At 61.1% G+C, this 17,497-nt stretch carries 16 protein-coding genes; 3 read left to right on the forward strand and 13 right to left on the reverse strand.

Going from position 1 to position 17,497, the window contains the following annotated elements:
- Window positions 1-157: 157 nt before the first annotated feature.
- The 7 genes from FSB78_RS02470 to FSB78_RS02500 all read right to left on the reverse strand — a co-directional run bounded on the left by FSB78_RS02470 (window position 158) and on the right by FSB78_RS02500 (window position 10,567).
- On the reverse strand, window positions 158-1,000 hold the full coding sequence (locus FSB78_RS02470) for a phosphoadenosine phosphosulfate reductase family protein (RefSeq protein ID WP_199743101.1): 843 nt from the start codon (window positions 998-1,000) through the stop codon (window positions 158-160).
- On the reverse strand, window positions 997-4,329 hold the full coding sequence (locus tag FSB78_RS02475; protein ID WP_147079656.1) for an ATP-binding protein: 3,333 nt from the start codon (window positions 4,327-4,329) through the stop codon (window positions 997-999). The genes FSB78_RS02470 and FSB78_RS02475 overlap by 4 nt, the downstream gene beginning before the upstream one ends.
- The gene (locus FSB78_RS02480) at window positions 4,326-5,264 is read right to left on the reverse strand and encodes a DUF4007 family protein (RefSeq protein ID WP_242007943.1); all 939 of its coding nucleotides are present in this window, start codon (window positions 5,262-5,264) and stop codon (window positions 4,326-4,328) included. The genes FSB78_RS02475 and FSB78_RS02480 overlap by 4 nt, the downstream gene beginning before the upstream one ends.
- A gap of 26 nt (window positions 5,265-5,290) precedes the next feature.
- The gene (locus FSB78_RS02485; protein WP_147079658.1) at window positions 5,291-6,430 is read right to left on the reverse strand and encodes a cysteine desulfurase family protein; all 1,140 of its coding nucleotides are present in this window, start codon (window positions 6,428-6,430) and stop codon (window positions 5,291-5,293) included.
- 225 nt (window positions 6,431-6,655) lie between these two features.
- Window positions 6,656-7,513 carry a protein kinase domain-containing protein gene (locus FSB78_RS02490; RefSeq protein WP_147079660.1) on the reverse strand — a complete coding sequence of 286 codons (858 nt, stop codon included), beginning with the start codon at window positions 7,511-7,513 and terminating at the stop codon, window positions 6,656-6,658.
- A complete protein-coding gene (locus FSB78_RS02495; protein ID WP_147079662.1) occupies window positions 7,514-8,803 on the reverse strand; it encodes a DUF262 domain-containing protein in 1,290 nt (429 codons plus the stop codon).
- 483 nt (window positions 8,804-9,286) lie between these two features.
- Window positions 9,287-10,567 carry a DUF4427 domain-containing protein gene (locus tag FSB78_RS02500; RefSeq protein WP_158637955.1) on the reverse strand — a complete coding sequence of 427 codons (1,281 nt, stop codon included), beginning with the start codon at window positions 10,565-10,567 and terminating at the stop codon, window positions 9,287-9,289.
- Window positions 10,568-11,100: 533 nt separating this feature from the next.
- Here FSB78_RS02500 and FSB78_RS02505 point away from each other — a divergent pair.
- A complete protein-coding gene (locus FSB78_RS02505) occupies window positions 11,101-12,777 on the forward strand; it encodes a hypothetical protein (RefSeq protein ID WP_147079666.1) in 1,677 nt (558 codons plus the stop codon).
- A 385-nt stretch (window positions 12,778-13,162) separates the two neighbouring features.
- On the opposite strand, the gene FSB78_RS19045 is transcribed toward FSB78_RS02505, so the two are convergent.
- The 5 genes from FSB78_RS19045 to FSB78_RS02525 all read right to left on the reverse strand — a co-directional run bounded on the left by FSB78_RS19045 (window position 13,163) and on the right by FSB78_RS02525 (window position 15,232).
- Complete coding sequence (locus tag FSB78_RS19045) at window positions 13,163-13,471, reverse strand: hypothetical protein (protein ID WP_158637956.1); 309 nt, start codon at window positions 13,469-13,471, stop codon at window positions 13,163-13,165.
- A 116-nt stretch (window positions 13,472-13,587) separates the two neighbouring features.
- A complete protein-coding gene (locus FSB78_RS02510) occupies window positions 13,588-14,016 on the reverse strand; it encodes a hypothetical protein (RefSeq protein ID WP_147079669.1) in 429 nt (142 codons plus the stop codon).
- 98 nt (window positions 14,017-14,114) lie between these two features.
- On the reverse strand, window positions 14,115-14,345 hold the full coding sequence (locus FSB78_RS02515) for a hypothetical protein (protein ID WP_139227054.1): 231 nt from the start codon (window positions 14,343-14,345) through the stop codon (window positions 14,115-14,117).
- The gene (locus FSB78_RS02520) at window positions 14,342-14,539 is read right to left on the reverse strand and encodes a hypothetical protein (protein ID WP_147079670.1); all 198 of its coding nucleotides are present in this window, start codon (window positions 14,537-14,539) and stop codon (window positions 14,342-14,344) included. Before FSB78_RS02520 ends, FSB78_RS02515 begins: the two co-directional genes overlap by 4 nt.
- A 96-nt stretch (window positions 14,540-14,635) precedes the next feature.
- Complete coding sequence (locus tag FSB78_RS02525; RefSeq protein WP_158637957.1) at window positions 14,636-15,232, reverse strand: FKBP-type peptidyl-prolyl cis-trans isomerase; 597 nt, start codon at window positions 15,230-15,232, stop codon at window positions 14,636-14,638.
- 161 nt (window positions 15,233-15,393) lie between these two features.
- Between FSB78_RS02525 and FSB78_RS02530 the strand changes: the two genes are divergently transcribed.
- Entirely contained in the window at window positions 15,394-15,579 is a 186-nt protein-coding gene (locus FSB78_RS02530) for a hypothetical protein (RefSeq protein ID WP_147079674.1), read from the forward strand.
- A gap of 108 nt (window positions 15,580-15,687) precedes the next feature.
- Here the strand turns inward: FSB78_RS02530 and FSB78_RS02535 are convergent, their stop codons facing one another.
- On the reverse strand, window positions 15,688-16,461 hold the full coding sequence (locus FSB78_RS02535; RefSeq protein WP_147079676.1) for a hypothetical protein: 774 nt from the start codon (window positions 16,459-16,461) through the stop codon (window positions 15,688-15,690).
- Window positions 16,462-16,592: 131 nt separating this feature from the next.
- Between FSB78_RS02535 and FSB78_RS02540 the strand changes: the two genes are divergently transcribed.
- Window positions 16,593-17,093 carry a hypothetical protein gene (locus tag FSB78_RS02540; protein WP_242007944.1) on the forward strand — a complete coding sequence of 167 codons (501 nt, stop codon included), beginning with the start codon at window positions 16,593-16,595 and terminating at the stop codon, window positions 17,091-17,093.
- The last annotated feature ends 404 nt before the right edge of the window (window positions 17,094-17,497 follow it).

Consider the following 17,497-nt stretch of genomic DNA (forward strand, 5'->3'; position numbering starts at 1 on the left):
ACGTTGCAGGCGGTTCCGACCCGCAGTGCCGGCGGCTTTCCGACCTAACGTTGCAGTGCCCACGTGCCTTTCGGTAGAGCGGTCGTAGACGATGCCCGCGGTTCGGCAGGCGACCGGTTAGTTGGACCGGCTTCATCCATAAGCGGGCGGTGGCAGCCTACTTGTGGCAGATGACGCAGCCGGCGCTCGCTTCCTCGATGCCGTAAACGTCGTCGATGGTTTCCGGCGAGCGACCAGACAGCGGATTGGCGGGGCGTCGCTTGCGAAGCCGATCCAGCCGCTTTTCGTAGTCGGCCTTGATCTGCGCGACACGGTCTGGCTTCGTTAGAGCGATGAGGCTCTCGCCCTGGCTCCACGTAAAGGGCGAACCGCCATCGATGGCGGTCTTTTCGTAGGCGACCGCCTCGTCAAAGCGATCGGGATGGCGTTCGGCCAAGCGCACCCATTCGATCTTCTGCTGGAAAAAGCAGAAGGTACACCCGGAGCGCGAGCGCCAGTCGTAGTATTCGGGCTCGCCAACGTCTGCGTTGCGTAGAATGTCGATAACGCCCTTGCGGTCGATGCCAGCGTCCCGGAGCGGCAGGTGCACCAGCATGTTCGATTGAGTCGACGTGTAGCCTTCGCGCGACGGTTCGTCCGCGCGGATTGCGACGTAGGAGTGCACGGTGACGCCAGCTTCGAGGTCGGCTCGAAGCCAGTGCTCAAGAGGACGTAGCTTCAGCTGCCGCGTGCACCATCGGGTGCGGGGCGAAGGGAGAAAGTTTCCGTATTCCGCCATCCAGAAGTCGAAGTCGCGGTCGGGATTCAGCCGGGCAATCGGCTGCCCGAGGAAGCCCTCAAGCCGGTCGAGAAACGAGTAAACCTCCGGCAGTTCCTTGCCCGTGTCGGTGAAGAAGTACTCGAGGCGCAGGTCCGGCCTCGTCTGCCGCATGTGTACCGCGAGCGCCGCGCTGTCGCGACCACCCGAGACCCCAAGAATGTGCCTTTCCCTGATTTTCATGCCGCCTGCGCCCGTACCTGGTTCTGCATTGTTCCGTCCTCGATCGCGATGCCGGCGACTGCGCGGGCCAGCGCTGCGAGCTGTACGCTCGCGAGCCTGTCACCCCTGTTAAGCGTGGCAATGAGTTCGTCCGCGAGCGACGTCGCCTGCGCCTTCTCGGCTTCTGTCAGAATGAAGCTCCGGACGACCGGGGGGACGGTTGCATCGAGGCCGACGATCAGAGCCATGGCCTCGGCGGTGGGCGTGCGGTCCCGAACGATCGCGAGCGCTTCGGTCTCGCGAAAACGCCTGCACAGTTTCCCGAGTTCGAGCAGCGCCTGGTCGGCATCGCGGTCCGACCACGAGTGCGGCGGCCGGTGCAGAAGGAGGCTGGCTAGACCCTCGATGTCGCCCTCGCCGCTTCCGAAGGCGCCGGTTCGCATCGCGAAGGCCTCGAAGGCGAAGTCGTTGGTCAGCTCGCGTAGGTTCTCCGCACGCTCCGCGACACCGCCGAACGTCTCTGCGTCGACACCGAGGCCACGCGCCAGCGCCACCCGCAGGCCGTTTAGCAGATCGCCATACACGCCCTCCGAACTGGCGAGCGCCTCGAGCACCGCTTCGGCGGAGAGGCGGCCACCGAGGGCCTCGGGGATCCTTTCGAACAGGACGTCTTCGGGGTCGTTCGCCCGCAGGACGGCGTCGCGGACCGCGACGCATTCGGCCGGGATCGACTTGGTGCGCTGCGCGTAGGCCGTCAGATCCTCGAACCGCCGGTACAGGGTCTGGGCGACGGACAGTGCCGGAGCGTCGGGCGCTAGTTCGAACGCGTTGGCCAGGCCGCTCAGATAGGCAGCCTCCTGGACCGAGCGGTCGATCCGGCGCAGCCGGATCGCCTCGGGACGCTGCAGCAGCTTGTCGGCGAGCACGTCGTCGAAGTCGGTCTGGAACACGCCGTCGACGTAGACCGCTACGCGGTCGCGCCTGGACATCAGGTTCGCCATCGCGAGCAACGGCATCACCCCGGCCTTCATGCCGAACGGCGCGACGGACCATGTGGTGTAGACCTGATCGAGCGTCGTGTCCGGCGCGTCCTCGATGACCGACCATGCGGCGGCGAGCGTGGCACCGGCACCGTCAGGCAGAGGGGCTTGGAAATCAGTGGCGCCGTCCACTTCGCGGTGCAGCCCGAACGGCCTGAGCACCGTCATGTAGAGGCCCATCTCCGCGGGATAGCCGGTGTAACCGAGGTCCGCCGTCCCGGGCCGGTCGACCATGGCGTGCATCAGGTTCCGCACGGCGGCCATCGCGCTCGACGACGGCTTATTCCGCTGGAGCAGTTCGCTGTGCAGCACGGGCGCCTTGCGGAACGCCTTGTCGGCGAGCGTGCTCGCGAGCACGGCCAGCGGCTCCCGCACGGCGTCGTCGCCCTCGGTAGACAGCCGCCAGGTGGCCTCGTTCAGCGCGGCGTCGAGGCGCCGAAGCAGGTTCTCTGTCGTGGCGGCGTGACGTGCCCCCGTCTCGCGTCGCGCGATCCGGTCACCCTCAAGCCGGAGATTGTCGCGCATGACCCGTTCCAGCGCGATGAGTTCGGACGCCGGTGCCAGGAGGTCGTGTCGCGAGGGCGCCGCGCCGACGGCAGCGACCGTCCCGGTCTTCCGGAAGGCATCGGCCATGAGCTTGCAGCGCACGTCGATCTCGGGCCGATCGAAGGCGCCGTCGTTCACGACCAGCACGAGCATTCCACTGCCGCGTCGTTCGACCTGTGAGAGCCTGTTCGCCGCATCTTGCGGCTTCTCGGCACGCGTCGCGATATCCAGCACGATGTCGAACGTGCGCAGGGTGCCGGTGCGCAGATAGTGCCGCTTGGCGGCGACGGCCGACAGTCCGACCCGCGCCGGAATGGCGTTGAGTTCGGACGGCGAGGGTTGCGCGGTGACCAGGCCGATCGCTTCGTCGAGATCGAAGTCGCTGCCAGCGAACAGCGCGTAGCCCCCGAGGCGGGGCTGCGGCATCAGGATTGCCCAGGACAGCAGGTTCGCGATGGCCGCGTCGACCTCATCCCGATCCGATGAGGGAACCGCGAGCGCGAGGAACTCATTCGACACCGCGACGCCCGATCCGTTCCGGAAGAACTCGATGATCGCCGCGGCCTTGGTGAGCGACACGTGAAGCGGTCCGCCCTTGGCCCCGGCGCGCTCGATCGCCTCGAACGCGAGGCTGAAACGCCCTCCGTCCTGGCCACCCGCGAGCGCCATTCCGAAGTTGGTGGCGAGATAGTCCCAGAGACGATCGGGATCGTAGGTGCGCCCGCCGGCGGCAGGCGTGCCCGACAAATGCTCCTGGAAGCCGGCGGGCTCGGACGAACTCAGAAATCCGAAGACGCTGCGTTCGTTCTGGGCGAAGCGCTGGCGCGAGACGGGGCCGAGCAGCAACGCCGTTATCGGGTTCAGCGGCCACGTCGCGGCCAGCGCGGAGGCGAGGGCCTTGGCATCGACGGGGCGGCGTCCCGCGACCTCAGCCGCGACCGCCTTGGCGGCCGCGCCCGCGGCGGCCGGCCGCTTCGCGCACTCGATTGCTCGGCCAAGCAGCGTGACCGTCTCGTCGGGGCCGGCGAGGAACGGAAGATCCTGGAACCTTCCCTGCACCTTCGCCCATTCGCGCCGGGCGTCGCGGTCGGCGCGGGCGGCGTACTGCTCGAAGGACTGATGGAGGATGCCGAGCACCACCAGCCGCCCGTCGCTCCGGGCCGCTGCCTCGGCCAGATCCTGCAGCAGGTGGACGTCGCCACCGTGGAGCGCCGCGAACTCGAGCATCTTGCCGAGCTCGTCCAAGATGATCAGCGTTCCGCCGGCTCTCCTACCTCGGCCCTTCGGCGCCATGACCGCGTCGATGAGCGCCTGGTCCGACACCATCGCTTCGCTGGTGCGGGTGTCGCTCCAGTCGAGCGAAGCCTGCGCCGCGGTGGCGATCGCCTCGCGAAGTCCGATGCGGCTCCCCGTGACGGCGAGCACGTCCCAACGCCCCAGGCGTTGTGGGAAGGCTTCGTCGAAGAGACCCGCTACCTCGTCGCCCGCGATCTCGCGCGCGATGTCCCGATTGTCACCCTTTCCGGCGACCAGGTTCGCGAGAAGCAGCGCTGCGCAGGACTTGCCGCCGCCGTATGGGCCCGTCCAGGTGAAGGCGCCTTGCCCGCTTTCGATCTGACTGCATGCCATGGCGGTCAGCGATTTGGTCACGCTCGCCTGCAGGACGTAGCCGACGAGCGGCGGCGTGCCCGCGAGATCGCGGTCGATGCGCGCGGACCGGGCGAAGCGCCGCTCGATGGTGACGATTTCCGACAGGGTCTTCATGCGGCCTCCGCCATGCGGCCGTAGGAGCGGGTCAGCAGGCCGAGCCAGTCCGGTTGGTGACGCCGATGGACCTGTCGCAGGCCCGCGGTGTCCGTCCACGACCAGGATCCGTCGGTGATCGCGTCGAGCGCCATCAGTCGCGTCACCACGCTGTCCTCGTCCAGCTTGAAGACTCGGCCGGGCGAGCCGGGCTCGTACGTGACCTGTTCGGCGGTGAGCGTCATCGAATCCCCGCCCGTCCTCTGCCAGAACTGATCAAGCGCGAGGGCGAACACGCCGTCCGGAAGCGTCGGCTTCGGACCGCGCATGAACTCGAACCATCCGCCGATGCGTGCTTCGCGAACAAGCCCGAGTTCGGCGAGCAGCGGCTCGGCCGCGTCTTCGGTAAGCGCACCCGTGCGGCGGACGTAGCTGCGCAGGAACACCTCGACGTCGCGCTTGACCGTGACGCGGGTCGCACGCCATCCCCGTTCCTGCACCAGCCGAAGAAGCTCGCTGGCCAAGCCCTCGCTGTCGAAGTCGACGCCGGGAAGGGCGTTGAACGCATAGAAGGGCGTGGTCGTCATCTCGGGGGTGGATGCGATGTGCCAATGGGTCAGCCAGATGGTGGCGGGATGCTCGACGAACGGGTCGAGCCCTTCGTCGTCCAAGATCTCGGTCGCCAGCGCAGTTGGCCAGAGTAGGCCTTCGCGCTCCTCGATTAGGCCGCTGGCGATATTCCAGTGGCGCATCGAGACCGCCATGTTGCGGCCCACCCCGAATCGTGCGATAGCCTCGTGTTCTTGGAATGTTCTCAAAGGTGCACCGCCCCGGACGGCCTCGAACGCCTTCTTGGGCCATAGCAGACGCAGCGGGAAGGTCTCGTGCCCGGCGAACTGAACCTTCGTGGCGGGATCTTGAAGGACGTTTCTCATGTCAGAATTGTAGCGGAACATGACCCGCTGGACAAGTTGTCCAGTGGCTACGCGTCGAGTTTAACGCGTTTCGCCAACAGTCGGGCGGCATCGACCGCCTCGGCCTCGATCGAGTACCTATTGAAGTGCACCCGTAGCGTCGATCGGCTCCATTTGGCATCGAGGCCCATCGCGGCAAGTACATGCGAAGTATCGATCCGACCGGACGTGCAGGCCGAGCCAGTCGACAGCATCACTAGCGACGACAATGCTTGGGCGATGGACTGTGCATCCGAACCGGAGATCGTCAGGCTTGCTGCTCCCGGAAGCCTTTCCACCCCGCCTCCATTCACCGAAAGCCCAACATCGCATCGGGATAGTTCGACAAGGAACATCTTGAGAAGTCTGTCGGCGTGCTCGCCGTCGCGGTCGAGTCGTGTGTTTGCCAGATCCGCCGCCGCACCGAAGCCCGCCACCAGCGCGGTCGGCTCGGTTCCCGCGCGCAGGCCCCGCTCCTGTCCGCCACCCAGGACGAGCGGAGCGGGGCGGGGGGCCGTCGCCGACACGTAGAGCGCTCCGATGCCACCGGGTCCGTACATCTTGTGCGAGGACGCGCTGAGATAGTCGACATCTAGGTCGAAGACGTCGAGCTGCACCTTGCCGACGGCCTGTGCGGCGTCGCAGTGGAAGAGGGCGCCGCTCTCATGGGCGAGGGCTGCGACGGCCGCGACCGGCTGCAGCACCCCCGTCTCGTTGTTGACCGCCATGACCGACACGAGGAGCGTGTCGTCACCAATGAGGGCGCGCAAAGTGTTGAGATCAACGACCCCGTTCGCGTCGACCGGCGCGACGTCTACGACAAAGCCGAGCTCGCGCAGTCGCAACGCCGGGGCGAGCACCGCCTTGTGCTCGACCGCCGATACGATGACGCGCCGCCGCGTGCTGGCGCCGGCGAGCGCTGCGAGCGCGACGCCGGTGATCGCCAGATTGTTCGCCTCGGTAGCGCCGGACGTGAAGAACACTTCCGCGGGCGACGCACCGATGAGTTCGGCGATGCGCGCGCGTCCCTCCTCAACGATTAACGCGGCCCGCTCGCCGTCCGCGTGCGGTGAGCCCGGGTTTCCTGGCCGAGACCAAGCGTCAAGCATGGCTTCGCGAGCTTCGGGGGCGAGCGGTGTGGTGGACAGTCCGTCGAGATAGATTGGCATGGGCACATCATCTACTGCGACGTGGGCGGGGGGTTGTCGAGGGCGGAGCGGCTTGGTGCGACGAGCCCTCGTTCTCAAATGCTATGATGAACATGTGCATCGGAAGCGCCGGCTACCACTTTGAGCGCTTTGACGTGATTTCTCGGAACAGCGAGATGATGGTTCTAACCGTCACGAACCCCTCTTGCGCACCCGCGCTCGAGACTGCCCTCTTTTAGGAGCGGCTCAGGCCTGTTTCACTGCTTGGTCGATAGCGGCCTCGAAGGCGGAGCCATCCTGGGGCCGCTTGACTATGTTGTGTTGAAGTGCAGCGAATATGGGCTCGAACAACCAGTCGGGGCCCCGCCAATCGTCTCGCGTAAGAGTTCCCGACGGATGCCTCCCGGTTACAACGTACCAAAAGACCGCTGCTAACTGATAAACGTCAGACGCACGAACAACGTCATCGTCGTTGCCAATGCGTTTGTTCTGCGCCTCTGGAGAAAGCCAATAGCGCGGGCCCATAACGAACCGATCGCCACTTATGTCCTGATGGCGACTGTCCATGAACCTGCAAAGGCCATAATCGGCCAATGACCACCGGTCTCCGAAGACAAGGATATTTTCCGGCTTAATATCGCGGTGTATTGCGTGTTTGTGCATAGCCGCAAGTCCAGCAACAAGACCTCTAAACTGCCCAATATAGGTTTCGGGACCTACGGGCGCTTGCCGCGCTTCGATTACATTTGCTAGGTTGTTATCGGCTCGCTCCATGACGATAAACGGCAATCTTTGTCGGGCATTATTTGCCTGAACATTGCCCTTGCCGACGAGAGCGACAACGTGTGCATGGGTCAACTCGTCCATGAGCTCGGTTTCACGAAAAAAGCGCCTTGCGACAGCCCATCCACGATGCATGAGGAACTTCACAGCTAATTCGGTGCCGGTGACACGGTTGCGGCACTCGTAGACGGCACCGTTTCCCCCGCGCGCAATCCAGGATCCAAGTTCATACGATGCTCCGCCCCGAGCGTGCACGACGTCAGGAACCTCAAAGAAGTTACCGCGTCGGAGCTCGGATTCATCGAAGTACAAAAGTGCCACTTATGGTACCTTATCCGCCTCGACGGCCGGGCGGGGCAGCAGAATCCAATCCTCTGATTGGCAATCTCGGTGGCACCACGCTGTATTCGAGAGCTGGAAAACCTCATCGGTCGACTTCCAGGCCAACAGCGGGCTATCCGCCGCGGCGATCTCGTGACCGCATAAGACGCATAAATTGCGAGCTTGCGGGAGAAGTCCTTGGTTTGCAAGCTCACCGGCGGTGCGGTAAAACAACTCGATTTCTGCTTGGTCAACTGGAACTTTGCCAAGGTAAGTACCGCTCAAGAAGGTCCGCAGAAAAAGCGATCTCCAACGCCTGCTGGAAACGGAATTTGCCTGCGACACGCACTTGATTGCGTATTCGCTAAGGATTGGCACGTCTGAAGTTGGCGCGATATAATCGGTCAATAGCCGGAGATCTTCACGCAAAGGCCCAAGGTCTCTGTCGTCAAGGCTGCCATCGATTTGCCGCAGGCTGTCAACCGCTAAGAGGATGCTGTAGAAATCCGCCTTCTGGCGAAACCTTGTCGCCCGCATGCCTGAAGGCCAAGACGAGAAGATGTTCCTCAGATCGCTGACCGAGGCTTGGAAGCGATTTCGTATATCAGAGCGATCGGGCTCTTCCCACGTCGCGTAGCGCTGATAATAAGAATCCAGTGTTGCTTTTTTGTCCTGCGAGCCATCGATAATGCCAGCGAGCAGCTCAGAAACATACTCCGCGTCCGCGTAGCGTCGACGATCAGTCGCGGTAAAGACGCCGATGTTGTCGAGGTCATCATCGACGGACAATTCCTCTGCAACGTTGAGGAAGTCGCCGGGAAAGTCTGCGCGTCTAAGCTCCTGCTTGTTGAGCGGGACGGTATATTTATTCACCCGCATATACACGTCGCGAATCTCACGCTCGCTCGCGTTTGACGCTTCGGCAAAGTCAATCTTATACGCCAGGAACTGTTCACGATGTGGGGTGACAAAGTCAGAGAATCGTTTTCCGGCGTGTTCGCCCTCGTAAGGTGCGTCGAGCGCAAAACCATCGCGCATGAACTCAAGTATCGCGGTTATCCGCTGTTGGCCATCGATTATCTTTCGATAGGTCCGGTCTTCGCGGATCTCATTTGCCAGAAATACCTTAGGCAGCGGCACGCCGCGCGTGATCGAATCAATCAGCATAATCTTTGCTGGTAGCGCCCATACCTCCTTTCTCTGAAACTCCGGACGAAGTTCCAAGCGGCCGGAGTCACTCCAGTCGCGGATGTCGGAAAGAGGGTGTGGGCTGGAATTCCAATTTGACATGTGATCAGTCCAAGTTGGCGACGAGTGTCTTACCTGCTGGTGTCAGCTCGAAGTACGCTCGGCCAAGCCCTAACGTGCAAATGTACCCGTCTCGTTTCAGACAGCTGACGACCAGACGGTCTGTCGAGAGGCGACGGCGTTTCCGGAAAGAGCCGCCGGCGTATAGGCCTGGGTCACCGATGCGCAGATAAGCACGCAGATAGGCGACTTCAAACGCCGCTGTCTCGCTCCTCCGTTCCGCCACCGTACCTTCCTTCCGTAACTTACCGATATCGACCTTATGATGAGTGAGCGGGAAACCCAACCCACCCTGCGACGATCCAACGCGACGTGTCATAGTCAGCATGAGACAAATCGTGGTTACGGCCACGGATGTAGCGAGCGTGAGTATTCACGCGATGCGTCAAGTAGTGGACTAGCTGACGCCGCATAGGCTGGCTCATGGACGTAGATGATCATGGGGTACTTGGCGGGCACGGGCGGTTAGAAGCCGGCTGTGAACGAGTAGGATCCGTAGTTGTTAAAAAAGGGGTCATCCGGAATGTCGCCGTGGAAGGCGCAAATTCCGTCGGGCTTCCAGCTTCCGGTAACTGAGTAGTAGGTGGAGCGATGGCCGCCGTGCGACCTATCGATCTCAGCGGCGACCAGCGCCACCATCTCCTGGCGCTGCTGCAAGTGCCGGGTCGGGTCGATCTGAGGGAGCGTGACTAGGTAGCGTCCCTCCAGGTTGACCCGGGCGCGTCCGGCCTTAACCAGGGCCCGCGTCAAGGGCGATTGATTGCCCGTGATCCAGAGCCAGCAGCCTCCCGGTTCAGCCGGAAAACCGGCATGGAAGTCGGTCGCACCGGCCTCCACCTGGGCCGCGACCCGGTCGATGTCCGCCACGATCCGGGCCGCATCGGCTTCGGCGATGCGATGGTAGTCGCTGAGATCGATCAGGTTGGCGAGGATGGCGTCCTCCATCGCGTCGTAGCTCCGGAGCGAGGTCCAATCCGACAACGCCTCGTGCGCCATGATGAACTGGTAATGCGTCTGCAGGATGTCTCCGCGATCGACCTTCGTCAGGATGTCGTGGATCACGCTTTGTGCCTCCGCTTCCGTCCCGACGATCACGCCAATTCCGCTCAGGTGCGGATCATCGAGAGCGAGGCCAGGGATGGCATCGGAATGGGTGGGTGGAAGGCTGTCTGGATCGGACCAAGGCGTTCCGCTGAGCGGCCATCGCCACTCGCGCTCGTGCATCCAGTCCACGCGGCCAGGGTCGAAGGTGACATAACGGTACTGTTCTCTCGAGGGGAGGTCCTCCTTGGAGAACGACATGTTCCAGCCGTTCGAACGCATGTGCGCTCCAGCGCTGGCATCCAGGCCGTAGATCGCCGGGCGGGCGCCTGCTTCCCACATCCGGCGCTTGGGCAGGACGAGGGCGCACGGAGCGATCGCCTCTCTCTTGGCCGCCCTGTCTCGGCCGGCCTCCACGAAGGCCGGTATCGGCATGTCCGTGAAGCAGACGGCGGGCCTTGATCCGTAAATTGTCGGACGGCCGTTCCTGACGGACCATGTCGCCCATAGCCGTCCCTGACGAATGGCATGACGCAGCAGGAAGTGGGCTGACACCTCCCAGTCCTCCACGATGCTGGCGTAGCCCCAGTCCTCCGGGACGTCCGGACTCGAGTCCGAGGTGAGGTCGACGTCTCGAAAGAAGTGGATCAGGCGATCCGACAGATCGTAGCGCCTGTTATTGAACTTTGCGGGACCTGCCGCCATCCTCATCTCCCGCTTGCCGTGTCAATGCGGCTCCCCCGCGTCAGGCTGGTACCATGTATAGGTTCCGGGGTACGGTGTATTGCCGGATGCAACAGCTTCCAAGCCTGCCATGTCGGGCTCGAGGATACCGGGGCTGTGCGTCTCAGCGTGTCGGCGCGGGCGCTGCCCACCGGTGTCAGCCTGCGGCAATAGCCATTACCCAGTCTTCGCGGCGAGCCGGCCGCGTTTCGCCTAAGCCTTAGAGAACGAACCAACTACCATGACGACTTTTGATCCTTAGATGTCATGGCCGTAGGGTGACGCTTGGTCTTCTGCAGCCGGCTAACGGCCGATCTGAATGAACGACTGCCTTGGAGCATGCTAAAAACAGGGCCGAATTTCCGGAACTGGATCATCCAGACCGCGGAAAGGTGTCCGACGCGAGTGTCGGCGAAAGTACGAATTGTGCGTGGTTAGGCTTGCCGTAATTGTCGAATGACCTTTAAGCAGCTTCAGTCTGCACCTGACGTGACGAGCCATCCGAAAGGAGGCAAATGCCAAAGACCCACTCTGCCCTTATCTACTTTCACGGAGTAGGCGATCCTCAAAGGCACGTTTCTCTAGGCAACTTCCTCGATCATTTCGACCTCTATGGCCAACGGCAGGACATGAGTGAAGCTGGCAGGCCCCGCAGCTTCAAGTACGAGGCCGAGCTGTTCCCTGAAGACGACGACGTGACGAACTTTGTCGAGTTCAAACGCGTGATCGTGCGAGACGATGTGACTCGCGTAGCCCGTGTCGTGCGGGTCTACGAAGCCTACTGGGTTCCAGAGGCTCGCTCCAGCTTCACCGTCGCTACGACGTTGACTTGGCTGGCTGGCCGGCTCTGGTCGCCCATCCGTTTCCTGCTTTCACCCTGGCGGTCGTTCCCAGCGCTCAGGCTGTTGGCCTTATTCAAGCTTGCTGAAAGCTTCTCAAAGCCCGGGTATCTGACAAAGCTTGAGCGTTACTACCGAGACTTCGAGAACTGGGAGAATCGCAGCCGCTATCCGAAGGGAAGCTACACCGATTTCTCTCGGTTCGTAGCGCGGAAGAGCGATGCAAAGGAAGCAGGGCGACTTCTACCGGCTCTTGAAGCTTGGAGAAGAAGCGCTCGTGGACTCGCGTGGCGGCACCTGTTGAAATTGGCTACCCTTTTGGGTCTGGTGCTTGCCGCCGTGATCCTCACTGCCCTCTTCACGGCACCAGCGGCACGGCTGTTGCACCACTTTATTCCGACAATCGAGGCGAGTTCATTCGCAGCTCACTTAACCTCGGCAGCCGGATTAACCGTCCTTGCTCTAGCGGCAGGTTACCGAGTCACGCGGACCTATCTCTATGACGTGATATCGTGGACGCTGGAGTCGGAGCGCAATGCTCAGTTCGCAAGCCGTGAGAGGGTCATTCAGTATTCGCAAAAGCTGATCCGGAAAGTGGCCGGACATCCTCAATGCGACAGCATTACCATCGTTGCGCACAGCCTCGGTTCCTGCATTGCAACCGAAGCCCTGCTGCGTGAAGGAGTAAGGCAGAAAGCGCTGGCACGGCAGGGCCTGAAGACGACGCTCCAGAAAATAAGCTCCGTTTTCACCGTCGGCTCGCCAATCGATTTGATTTTCTTCTTCTTTCAGGCAGATCAAACTTTCTCTCATCGCTACAACCGCATCGCAGAAGAAAAACGACTTTCCATTTCGTTGCCGCCATTCTGGTTAAACGGCGCAGCGGGAACGACGAAGATTTACAATGCGTGGTCACGCTTTGACCCGATCAGTTCCTCAATGCAGGCTTTGCGGAAGCGCATGTCGGAACGGCGCAATGCGATCGTGAATGTCGAGGTGCTGCCAGCATCAGCTCCAGCGCCGCTCAAATCACACACGACCTACTTTGCCGATCCTACCTTAATGTCTGCCATCTACTCGTCGGTGATGGGAACCGATCTGCAGCTAGACCAAGTCACGCGACAGCGCTTTTTCGCTCAGCATCCCGCCCTCAACCTACCAGTCTTAGCACGGCCCTGGATCCTGCCCAGCATCGCCCTCCTCGGGCTTTCACCTGCTTTAGCGTCGGTTACGGTCCTGTACTGGACGATCGGCGTCTACTTGATTGCTAGGACGCGGGGGAAGCGGCTGTTGCGCGATTATGAGGCCCAGTTTGGCGCGTTTTTAAGACGCGGCGAACGAGCCCTTGACTGAAGAGCGCATCGCGCCCATCTTGGTCGGCAGAGCATGGTGCAAGCTCTTGCAACGCACCTGTTAGGGGCTGTCCTTCGGGGCAGCCCCGCATATTCTCAAAAGCCTGTATTCTCGGTCGCGATGATCAATTTGCGTTGCGAGATTTCATTCGAATTGATTGACCACTCGTCGTTCAAGATTTTTGGATGAGCGGTTACGAAGTGTATGACCTGCCAGAGGCCTGTTTGGCTTACCGCGCCTGCAAGCTGTAGTTAGGTAGCGCAGTCGGGGTATCTGAACGTCAGTTTACAGGTCCTGATCGATATTCGCAGCTATCGGCGGAAGTGTCGCCGATAGCACGAATTCAAACAGTGACGTACATTTTAGTTGGCGACTGCCCGCCCCGTTAGTCGCGATCTACAGGGCGGCCAATACCCGCGGCTACAATCGCATCGCGGACGCGCCGAAAGAAACTGGCAGGCAAATAGCCATAGCTCACCGCCGGCTCCCGACCAGCGATGGGCCGAATGTCGTAGCCCGGCCACGCGAACCGGTTCCACTCAGTGATAATGATCCAAGATCTATCGCCGGACAGGCCGAGATCGCGCCGAACAGCCTCAGGCACCTCAATCGCCAATTGATCGCGGGTAGCCGGCATGCCTCGATCGACATGGTGGCAGAGTATGTGCGCGATCATGAGCGCTTCCGCGAACATGCCGGCGAGGGTTTTTTATGAGTGCCTCCGCCCTGTGGACAGTGCGGGAGAGCGATGAGCATATCGCGCTTTCCACGATACCACTGCAGATCCCTCTCCTTGAGATATTTTGGCGTTCAACCGGTGAGTACGACGTCTTCTCGTATAGCGTTTAAATGACGTTGAAGGTCGTTCATGGCTTCGATGGCAGTTTCGTCAAGCGCGGCGCCTAGTCGAGGCGAGACAATGATCGTGCCAAATCTATCGCAGAGACAGTAAATATCCATCGGTAGATCCGATAACGACTGTAGTCGTTCGATACGACCCCCTGACGCGCATAATGCCGCTTGGAAAAGCGCATAGTGTTTGTAATAAATATGATCGGCTTGCTCGATGCTAAACGCGATCAGCGCTTCGGCTGTCGCGTCACCAGCATAATCCAGAATTTCTAGGAAATGGTTTGTAATGGAACGGCGCCGCTGGCCGTCGGCCGTTGCCAGACTGAACTCCGCTTTCCGAGCACGAACGTGTGCGCCGCGCAGCAGCGTAAGCGCTATTACAAACACACCTAAGTTTGCAAAGGCCTAAGCCCACTGTGGGAGGCTCCCCAAATTCATCGCTACGCTCCCTTGTTATCAAGCCGCTTCATAGCGGTCCTCGACAATTAGCATAGGGCCACGCCCCGGAAGGTCGTATCGTTGACTATGATCTTGGCTAACCCCGGACCAACAATAGTGTTTACCTTGCCGAGTGCCGTTTCGATGGCATCGCCAGGGAAATTGATTTCGACCACATGTGAATTTGGCACCGGCTGGTCGTCTGCGTCGATAACCATAGGCAAGGGCGTAAGCTTTACCCGATAGATCGCCGACTCCGTCTGGTTACGTGCGGTCACAAGCTGATGTTCCGTTTCGCCATTTCGGCAGACGCCATTTCCTTCAACGTCGTTACCGTCTCGCCCGAGAATATATCTGCCAGATCGAGGAGGTCCTCGTCCTTAAGTGCAGCAACCGCGGCTTCGATCTCAGCGAGACGATCGACAGCGCGGTCACCTACGGCAGCACGCCGCTTGATCCGTGATTTGAGCATCCATAATCGATAGCAGGATCAACGGAGGAGTGGCAGGGTTATCAGCCATCTCGGTCAAGGGGCTTGGGATCGGAATTCTCGCGGCAGCCGACCCGACTATGGCTGTGGGACGGCATCCTTCTGTGCAGGCGCTTCTGCCGCTTGCGGCCTAGTCATGCTCTCGACCTGCGCTGTCGTTTTAAAGTCCAGGAGCTCGACCTGAAACACAAGATCGGAGTTGGCGGGGATCGGGCCTGACGCTTGCGACCCATAGGCCATCGCCGCAGGAATACAGAACCGTGCAACGCCATTCTTGGCTAGCATCTGCAATCCTTGAGAGAAGCCCGCGATCACGCCGTTGACCGGCAATGGGGACCGCACCCCTTGATCAAACACTGCCCCAGTCGTTGCCAGGTAGCCGATGTAGTTCACTAGCGAGACATCGCCTTGGGTGGGCTTCGCGCCAGATCCGGGCCGCAGCATCGTATATCCCAACCCGGTAGGCGCGCGTGCCGAACACAAACGCTGCCCCTTGGGCACTATGGGGGTCAAGGGTAGTGCGATGATAGCACCGCTTGCCTTCACCGGCGCAGGTAGTGAACCGCGCGGCTTCCCTTTTTGAAGCGCCGCCCCGTTGACAGGTAACGGTGCTGCCAGCAGCGGCAGGACAACGGCCATAACGAGACGGCGCAAGGCACGTGGGAAGAAGCTCATTTCCGGGGCTATATCCAGGCCACGGACGACGCGCCACCAGTTCCATCCCGATATCATCGGGCGCATATTGGCAAGTGATCACCGGCAGGTACCAGGTATCGTCCGCCGGTTTGCAACTCAGCAGTTTGTTGGATCGTTTGATGTAATCAAGGAGAGCAACAATGGCGATTACCCCGCAAGACGAAGAACCCGGTTTTGAAACCGACGTCAACGAACTGCCAGATAGCGACAACGGTCCAGAAGATAGTTTAGAAGACAAACCGGCGCACGACGTTCAGCGCTCAGACGAACTCGAGGAAGCTCAGAAGGAAGGAGCCGAGGAGAGAGGAGAGGGCGGATTGTATTGAAATTGGGGCGGGACGTTCTGAACATTTTCTATGAATGTGTATTCGAAACGTCCCACCGCCCTTCTGACGATCGCCAAGACGTTTCTAATGGGCTGGAAACCGAGGTTATCAGCTGGGAGCGACTTCTTTCTTTAGCATCGCGTCCTTGAGCGTATTGCCTGCGATCCCCCCGGCAGCGACCGCAACAACAACATTGCCGACGAAAAACTCCACAATACCAACGACGCTGCCGAACGCGATCAGCGCCGAGGTCGTCACCGGCAGCGCGGCCGTTGCCTTACCGATCGCGACTTTCGCCTCCTGGCGGACGACCCGAAGCCGTTCCAACACGGGCTCGAGCGATCGACCTTGATCGACTGCCGCGATTAGATCGCCTAGCGCACGATGCAGCGCCCTCAGCTGCTCCAAGGCTACCGCCCGATCGGCATCGACCGGTCCACCGTTGTCGCGGGCGAGTTCTTCATCGTCGATCAGGCGCTGAACGGCTTCCAAAGCAACAGGCGCTAACGCGTGAATGACAGCGGCATGCTCGCGCAGGGAAGGGCGCCCGGTCCACGTCGCCGAACTGACGGCATCCGGTCCGCGAACCTCGTCCCACAACGCCTTGAACTGCTCACGGACCATCTCACGGCGCAGCGTGCGATCCTTGGTCTCTCGCGCATGACGTACGAATGCCTCAAGGCTCGGCTGCGCCGCGACAAAGGCCGGCGCCAACGGCCGCAGGTCGGTCCGCCCAAGCAGCGCCCGGCGCAGCGCCTTGTAGCGCGTGTCGTCCGCCAGATCCTGGATGCCATCGCAAGCGCCCAGACATAGCGTCTGCAGACGCTGCAGCGCCTCTTCGTCGTTCAGCCCTTCGGGCCAGTGTGTTCCTGAATAGCCCATCGCATTCGATCCGTTTCGACTCAGCTGACGGTCGGATGCACGAATGTTTGCCTGTAGGACATAGCAAGAACATCAAAGTGCCAGCACGTCGCTAGACATACGGACGGTGATAATGTTGGTGGACGGCACCGATGCCGATCCGCCCCGAACATGTCTTCCTGTATCCGATCGATTGGCCCCAGCTATCGCATCTGGTCCGCTTCGTGCGCGCAGGCGGACGCTGCGAACATTGCGGGCGCCCACACGGGCAACGGGTCTTCCACATGGGCGACGGACGCTGGTGGGATAAAGGCCAGTCGTATTGGCGTAATGGCGACGGCCGACGTGTTCGTCGACCGACCGAGAACATCCTCGATTCAGGCAAATGGACACCGGTGGTGCTGGCCTGCGCGCATCTCAATCACGACCCCAGCGACAGCGCGCTTCACCAGTTGGCCGCGCTCTGCCAGCGCTGCCACATGATTTACGATGGTCCTGAGCATCGCCGTCGACGTTGGATGAACGCGCACTACCGACGTGCACTCGGCGATCTGTTCTACGGCCCATATCCGATGCGGGGGGCGGACTGGATCACGCCGACACCCATCAGCATGCTCGACGACAGCCGTTCGCTATACGCGAACGTCCGGTAGTCTAGAGCGCTGGATACGAGGTGCCGACCACGTTCAGACAAAAAAAGGGGCCGCCAAAAGCGACCCGGGAAGTTTTTAGGAGAGGATGCCTGAAAGGCGTCACCTTGGTATCCAGCAGGCCGGGCAATGGCGATTGCAAATCTGGCTAATCTGGATTGCATTTCATGCACTTGGAGGAAGGTTGGGCCCAAACTCGTTCCCCTGGCTAGCTCGATGACACGGGCGGTATCTACGAGGCTCGACACTGCGAGGAAACGGTCTGGATCCCGCACATTGATCGCATGCCTGACGACAATCGTTCGCATACGCGCAGGTGCGATAGCCCGCCTCCGCGACACATAGCCAAACGCGCTTCGCCGCGTTCGTAGCCGGAACCTTATCCACATGAGTATCGAGTCTGACGC

The sequence above is a fragment of the Sphingomonas ginsenosidivorax genome, assembly GCF_007995065.1.
Classification (GTDB): Bacteria; Pseudomonadota; Alphaproteobacteria; order Sphingomonadales; family Sphingomonadaceae; genus Sphingomonas; species Sphingomonas ginsenosidivorax.